The sequence below is a fragment of the Pseudomonas sp. NDM genome, assembly GCF_003105095.1.
Lineage (GTDB): Bacteria > Pseudomonadota > Gammaproteobacteria > Pseudomonadales > Pseudomonadaceae > Aquipseudomonas > Aquipseudomonas moraviensis_A.
In genome coordinates, this window is record NZ_QETJ01000024.1 from 44884 (window position 1) to 51352 (window position 6469).

The window sequence follows — 6469 nt, forward strand, 5'->3', positions numbered from 1 at the left end:
GGGGACGGGGCGTTACAGGCCTGTGAGCATCGCATCCGCCGGTGCATCGGCGCGCAGTTGTCCGGTCAGCAGGAAGTAACAGAACCCGACCGCCATGAAGCCGAGGAAAATCAGCCCGATCAGCGTGTTGAACCACGCCATCGCCACCAGGCAAACCACGGCCAGCATCAGCGCAATCAACGGCACCAGCGGGTAACACGGCGCCCTGAAGGTGCGCTCCAGATTCGGTTCCGTTTTACGCAGTTTGAACAGGCTGAGCATGCTCATGATGTACATCACGATTGCGCCGAACACGGCCATGGTGATCATCGCAGCTGTCAGTGTCATGCCGCCGAGGTTGATCAGGCCATCGCTGTAGATCGCGGCAATGCCGATGAGCCCGCCGGCGATGATCGCGCGGTGTGGTGTCTGGAAGCGCGAGAGCTTAGCCAGCGAAGCAGGCAGATAGCCGGCGCGGGCGAGGGCGAAGAACTGTCGGGAGTAGCCGAGGATGATCCCGTGAAAACTGGCGACCAGGCCGAACAGGCCGATCCACACCAGCATGTGCAGCCAGCCGGAGTTGTCACCGACCACGGTTTTCATCGCTTGTGGCAACGGATCGTTGATGTTGGCCAGGGTGCGCCAGTCGCCGACGCCGCCGGCGAAGAACATCACGCCCATGGCCAGCAGCACCAGGGTCAGAATGCCGCTGATGTAGGCTTTCGGGATCGTGCGCTTGGGATCCTTGGCTTCTTCGGCGGCCATCGCTGCGCCTTCGATGGCGAGGAAGAACCAGATGGCAAAGGGAATCGCCGCGAACATCCCGGCAATCGCCGGCGCGCCGAAGACGTCGGAGCCGGCCCAGCCATTCAGCGCGAAGTTGCTGAAGCTGAACGCCGGCGCGACCACGCCCATGAATACCAGCAACTCAGCCACCGCCAGCACGCAGACGATCAGCTCGAACGTCGCCGCCAGTTTCACCCCGAGAATGTTCAGGCTCATGAACACGATGTACGCGCCAACCGCTGCGTGTTTCGGGTCGAGGGCCGGAAATTGCACATTCAGATAAGCACCGATCGCCAAGGCAATCGCCGGCGGGGCGAAGACGAATTCGATCAGTGTCGCCAGCCCCGCGATCAATCCGCCTTTCTCGCCGAACGCACGGCGGCTGTAGGCGAATGGTCCGCCGGCATGGGGAATTGCGGTGGTCAGTTCGGTGAAACTGAAGATGAAACAGGTGTACATGGTCGCGACCATGAATGAAGTCACCAGAAAACCCAGCGTGCCCGCCACGCCCCAGCCGTAACTCCAGCCGAAATATTCCCCGGAAATCACCAGCCCCACGGCAATGCCCCACAGGTGCAACGTGCCCAGCGTCGGTTTGAGTTGTGTGTTCATGCGCTTGCTCCCGCAATGGTTGGAAAGCTCCGGGGAGGGCGCGTGCAGTGGGCGTGCCATTGCCGTGAAACAAGTCGTAATGAGTTCAAAGCTGTCGCAGCGGGGATGATTGGCGCTGGATGTGTGGGTTTTGTGCGCCAGTTGGGTGCGATGTTGTCTGCGCCGCCGCCTTCGCGAGCAGGCTCGCTCCTACAGGGCAACGCATTCCAAATGTAGGAGTGAGCCTGCTCGCGATGGGGCCTGTACAAACACCAGAAATCTCCCTGTAAAGCCCGCATAAACCCACTCTTTACGCTTTCTTTATGTCCTGCGCCGCGCCTCGCTCTCGTTCCTTTACAGCGACCTTCCCGACAATCAGCGCACACACGGCAATACGCCGTAACACGGAGATCTTCCATGAGCGTTCTGGACGGGGTGTCACTGCTGTTGGCAGTGGGGCTGTTCATTTATCTGTTGGTTGCGCTGTTGCGCGCGGACCGGAACTAGGAGCGGCTATGCACAGTTATGACTATTGGCTGATCCTCGGGTTTTTCGCGCTGGTCCTGTTGCCGGCGCCGTTTCTCGGGCGCTTTTATTACAAGGTCATGGAGGGCCAGTGCACCTGGCTGACGCCGATTCTCGGCCCGGTCGAGCGCGGTTGCTATCGTCTCGCCGGGGTCGATGCGCAGGCGGAGCAGAGCTGGCAGAAGTACACGCTGGCGCTGCTGGCCTTCAACCTCGCCGGTTTCCTGCTGCTGTTTGCGATTCTGCTGTTCCAGGACCACCTGCCGCTGAACCCGCAAAACCTGCCGGGCCAGGAATGGACGCAGGCATTCAACACCGCGGTCAGTTTCATGACCAATACCAACTGGCAGTCCTACAGCGGCGAGGCAACCCTCAGCTACCTGAGCCAGATGGTCGGCCTCACCGTGCAGAACTTCGTCAGCGCTGCCACCGGCCTCGCCGTTCTGGTCGCGCTGTGCCGTGGCATCGGCCGTAAATCGACGAAAACCCTCGGCAACTTCTGGGTCGACATGACCCGCGCCACGCTCTATGGCCTGCTGCCGCTGTGCCTGCTGCTGGCGCTGTATCTGGTCTGGCAGGGCGTGCCGCAAACCTTCGCCCAGTATGTGAATGCCGTGACCTTGCAGGGCGTCGATCAAGTGATCCCGCTCGGCCCGGCCGCCAGCCAGATTGCGATCAAGCAACTGGGCACCAACGGTGGCGGTTTCTTCGGCGTCAACTCGGCGCATCCGTTCGAGAACCCGACGGCGTGGAGCAACCTGTTCGAAGTCGCTTCGATCATCCTGATTCCGGTGGCGCTGGTGTTCACCTTTGGCCACTACGTCAAGGATCTGCGTCAGAGCCGCGCGATCATCGCCTGCATGCTGGCGCTGTTCCTGATCGGCGGCGCGACCTCGCTGTGGGCCGAGTATCAGCCGAATCCGACCCTGAACAACGCCGCCGTCGAGCAGACCGCGCCGCTGGAAGGCAAGGAAGCGCGCTTCGGCACCACCGCCACGGTGCTGTGGTCGGTGACGACGACGGCGGCTTCGAACGGTTCGGTCAACGCCATGCATGACAGCCTCAACCCGCTCAGCGGCATGGTCGCGCTGGTCAACATGATGGTCGGCGAGGTGATCTTCGGCGGTGTCGGCGCCGGGCTGTACGGCATGTTGCTCAACGTGCTGATCGCGGTGTTCCTCGCCGGTCTGATGATCGGCCGCACCCCGGAATACCTCGGCAAGAAACTCCAGGCCCGCGAAGTGCAGTTGCTGGTGGTGACGCTGCTGGTGATGCCGGTCGGCGTGCTGGTGCTCGGCGCCATTGCTGCGGTGCTACCCGGCCCGGCGGCGACCATCAGCAACCCCGGCCCCCATGGTTTCAGTCAGTTGCTCTACGCCTACACCTCGGCCAGCGCCAACAACGGCTCGGCATTCGGTGGCCTGAGCGCGAACACCCCGTTCCATAACCTGATGCTCGGCCTGGGCATGTTGATCGGTCGATTCGGCTACATCCTGCCGGTGCTGGCATTGGCCGGCAGCCTGGCGATGAAGAAAAGCGCACCGGTCGGCCAGAACAGCTTCCCGACGCACGGCCCGCTGTTCGTGACCCTGTTGACCGTGACCATTTTGCTGGTGGGCGGCCTGACGTTCTTGCCGACGCTGGCGCTCGGTCCTGTCGCCGAACATTTAAGTATGGGCTTCCAAGGAATCCATCCATGAATATGCCTGCAATCAAACCCGCCGCTGTCAAGGCGCCGGAACAAGCAAAAACCGCGATCTCGGCCCTGTGGCGGCCGGCGCTGGTGCAAGCCTTCGTCAAGCTCGACCCACGGCAACTGGCGCGTTCGCCAGTGATGCTGGTGGTCGAACTGACGGCGATTTTCACCACCGTGCTGTGCTTCATCCCGGATGCCGACGTGCCGACCTTCGTCGCCGCACAAATCGCCCTGTGGCTGTGGTTCACCGTGCTGTTCGCCAACTTCGCCGAGGCCTTGGCCGAAGGTCGCGGCAAGGCCCGCGCCGACAGCCTCAAGGCCGGCAGCGAAGGCCTCAGTGCGCGCTGCCGCCAGGCCGATGGCAGTTTCAAGATCGTGCCGGCTGCCAATCTGCGCAAGGGCGACGTGGTGCGTGTCGAGGCCGGGGAGATGATCCCCGGTGACGGCGAAGTCATCGAAGGCATCGCGGCGGTCAACGAAGCGGCAATTACCGGTGAATCGGCGCCGGTGATCCGCGAGTCCGGCGGCGACCGTTCCGCCGTTACCGGCAACACGCGGCTGGTGTCCGACTGGCTGCTGGTGAAGATCACCGCCAACCCCGGTGAATCGACCCTCGACCGCATGATCGCGCTGGTCGAAGGCGCCAAACGCCAGAAGACCCCGAACGAAGTGGCACTGGACATTCTGCTGATCGGCCTGACCCTGATCTTTCTGCTGGTGGTCGTCACCCTGCAACCGTTCGCGCACTTCGCCAATGGCAGCCTGCCGCTGGTGTTCCTTGTGGCGTTATTGGTCACGCTGATTCCGACCACCATCGGCGGTCTGCTGTCGGCCATCGGTATCGCCGGGATGGATCGTCTGGTGCGCCTCAACGTGATTGCCAAGTCCGGTCGCGCGGTGGAAGCGGCGGGTGACGTGCATGTGCTGTTGCTCGACAAGACCGGCACCATCACCTTCGGTAACCGTCGTTGCAGCGCGGTGTATGCCGCGCCGGGTGTGACCGGCCGTGAGCTGTCCGAAGGTGCGTTGTTTGCGTCGCTTGCCGATGAAACCGCTGAAGGCAAATCGATCGTCGAGTTCCTCCGTGGTCTGCATCCACAACCGGAGCCTGCCCTGGAAACCCTGACCGCCGTACCGTTCAGCGCGGAAACCCGCTTGTCCGGCGTGGATTATCAGGGCCGCGTGTATCGCAAAGGCGCGGTGGATTCGCTGCTGGCGTTTCTTGGTCAGCAACGCACCGATCTGGCCCCGGCGCTGGCGCGGGAAATCGACAGGATCGCCCAGAGCGGCGGCACGCCGTTGCTGGTCTGCGCTGACAGCAAATTGCTTGGCGCGATTCATCTGAAGGACGTGGTCAAACCGGGCATCCGCGAGCGTTTTGCCGAGCTGCGCAAACTGGGGATTCGCACGGTGATGGTCACCGGCGACAACCCGCTGACCGCTGCGGCCATCGCCGCTGAAGCGGGCGTCGATGACGTGCTTGCCGAAGCCACGCCGGAGAAAAAACTCGCGCGCATTCGTCACGAGCAGAACGACGGTCGCCTGGTCGCCATGTGCGGCGACGGTGCCAACGACGCCCCGGCACTGGCCCAGGCAGACGTCGGCATGGCGATGAACGACGGTACGCAAGCGGCACGCGAGGCGGCGAACATGGTCGATCTCGACAGCGACCCGACCAAGCTGCTCGACGTGGTGCAGATCGGCAAGGAATTGCTGGTGACCCGTGGCGCGCTGACGACCTTTTCCATCGCCAACGACATCGCCAAATACTTCGCGATTCTGCCGGCGCTGTTCGCCTCGATTTATCCGCAGCTGGGCGTGCTGAACATCATGCACCTGAGCAGTCCGCAGAGCGCGATTCTCTCGGCCATCGTCTTTAACGCGTTGATCATTGTCGTGCTGATTCCGCTGGCGTTGCGCGGCGTGCGCGTGCAGGCAGCGAGTGCGGCGGCGTTGTTGCGGCGCAATCTGCTGATTTATGGCGTGGGCGGGATTGTCGTGCCGTTCGTGGGGATCAAGGCGATCGACATGCTGCTTACGGCGTTGCATCTGGTGTGAGGCTGAAAAAAGCCCCTCACCCTAGCCCTCTCCCGGAGGGAGAGGGGACTGACCGAGGTGTTTGTGCGAGGTACGCCGACTTGAGATACCGAGCCGAACTCGGGTTTTGAACTGCACATAGATCGGCTCCCTTTCCCCCTCGCCCCCTTGGGGGAGAGGGCTGGGGTGAGGGGGAAAAGATCTCCCTGACACCCCGCAAAAGTTTGCCCAACGAATTCGAGGATCTTGAAATGTCCACAATGATACGCCCGGCCCTGACCCTGTTGGCACTGATGACCCTGGTCACCGGCGTCGCCTATCCACTCGCGGTCACCGGCATTGCCCAGGTCGCTTTTCCGGATCAGGCCAACGGCAGCCTGATCCACGACGCCGACGGCAAGGTTCGCGGCTCGTCGCTGATCGCCCAGGATTTCAGCGGCGACAACTGGTTTCACCCACGCCCGTCCGCCGGGGCTTTTGCCACAGTGGCCAGCAGCGCCAGCAACCTCGCGCCGAGCAATCCGGCCCTGGCTGCCCGAGTGATCGAAGACGCCCACAAACAACAAGTCCCCGGCCAGGGCCCGGTGCCACTGGCACTGCTGACCACCTCCGCCAGCGGCCTCGATCCGCACTTGCCACCGGCAGCAATTGCCTATCAACTGGCGCGTGTCGCGGCGGCGCGTAACCTGCCGGTGTCGACCTTGCAGCAACTGCTCGATAAGCACATCGAACAGCCGCTGGTGGGGCCGCCGGTGGTGAATGTGCTGGAGCTGAACCTGGCACTGCAAAACCTGTAGATCAAAAGATCGCAGCCTTCGGCAGCTCCTACATGAATCGCATTACCCTGTAGGAGCT

Annotated in this window: 5 protein-coding genes; 4 read left to right on the forward strand and 1 reads right to left on the reverse strand. The window is 62.6% G+C overall.

Annotated elements, in window-relative coordinates; all coding sequences use genetic code 11:
- Positions 1-12: 12 nt before the first annotated feature.
- Entirely contained in the window at positions 13-1377 is a 1365-nt protein-coding gene (gene eat / locus DCO47_RS08500) for an ethanolamine permease (RefSeq protein WP_116657899.1), read from the reverse strand.
- 396 nt (positions 1378-1773) lie between these two features.
- Between eat and kdpF the strand changes: the two genes are divergently transcribed.
- The 4 genes from kdpF (at position 1774) to kdpC (ending at position 6411) form a co-directional block, all read left to right on the forward strand.
- Entirely contained in the window at positions 1774-1863 is a 90-nt protein-coding gene (gene kdpF / locus DCO47_RS08505; RefSeq protein ID WP_007899818.1) for a K(+)-transporting ATPase subunit F, read from the forward strand.
- A gap of 8 nt (positions 1864-1871) precedes the next feature.
- A complete protein-coding gene (gene kdpA / locus DCO47_RS08510; protein ID WP_116657900.1) occupies positions 1872-3581 on the forward strand; it encodes a potassium-transporting ATPase subunit KdpA in 1710 nt (569 codons plus the stop codon).
- Positions 3578-5635, forward strand: a complete 2058-nt coding sequence (gene kdpB / locus DCO47_RS08515) for a potassium-transporting ATPase subunit KdpB (protein WP_116657901.1) — start codon at positions 3578-3580, stop codon at positions 5633-5635. Before kdpA ends, kdpB begins: the two co-directional genes overlap by 4 nt.
- 230 nt (positions 5636-5865) lie before the next feature.
- The gene (gene kdpC / locus DCO47_RS08520; RefSeq protein ID WP_116657902.1) at positions 5866-6411 is read left to right on the forward strand and encodes a potassium-transporting ATPase subunit KdpC; all 546 of its coding nucleotides are present in this window, start codon (positions 5866-5868) and stop codon (positions 6409-6411) included.
- Positions 6412-6469 lie beyond the last annotated feature (58 nt).

Coding starts and splice junctions, on each gene's coding strand:
- eat (WP_116657899.1), bottom strand. CDS start 1,377: ATGAACACACAACTCAAACCGACGCTGGGCACGTTGCACCTGTGGGGC.
- kdpF (WP_007899818.1), top strand. CDS start 1,774: ATGAGCGTTCTGGACGGGGTGTCACTGCTGTTGGCAGTGGGGCTGTTC.
- kdpA (WP_116657900.1), top strand. CDS start 1,872: ATGCACAGTTATGACTATTGGCTGATCCTCGGGTTTTTCGCGCTGGTC.
- kdpB (WP_116657901.1), top strand. CDS start 3,578: ATGAATATGCCTGCAATCAAACCCGCCGCTGTCAAGGCGCCGGAACAA.
- kdpC (WP_116657902.1), top strand. CDS start 5,866: ATGTCCACAATGATACGCCCGGCCCTGACCCTGTTGGCACTGATGACC.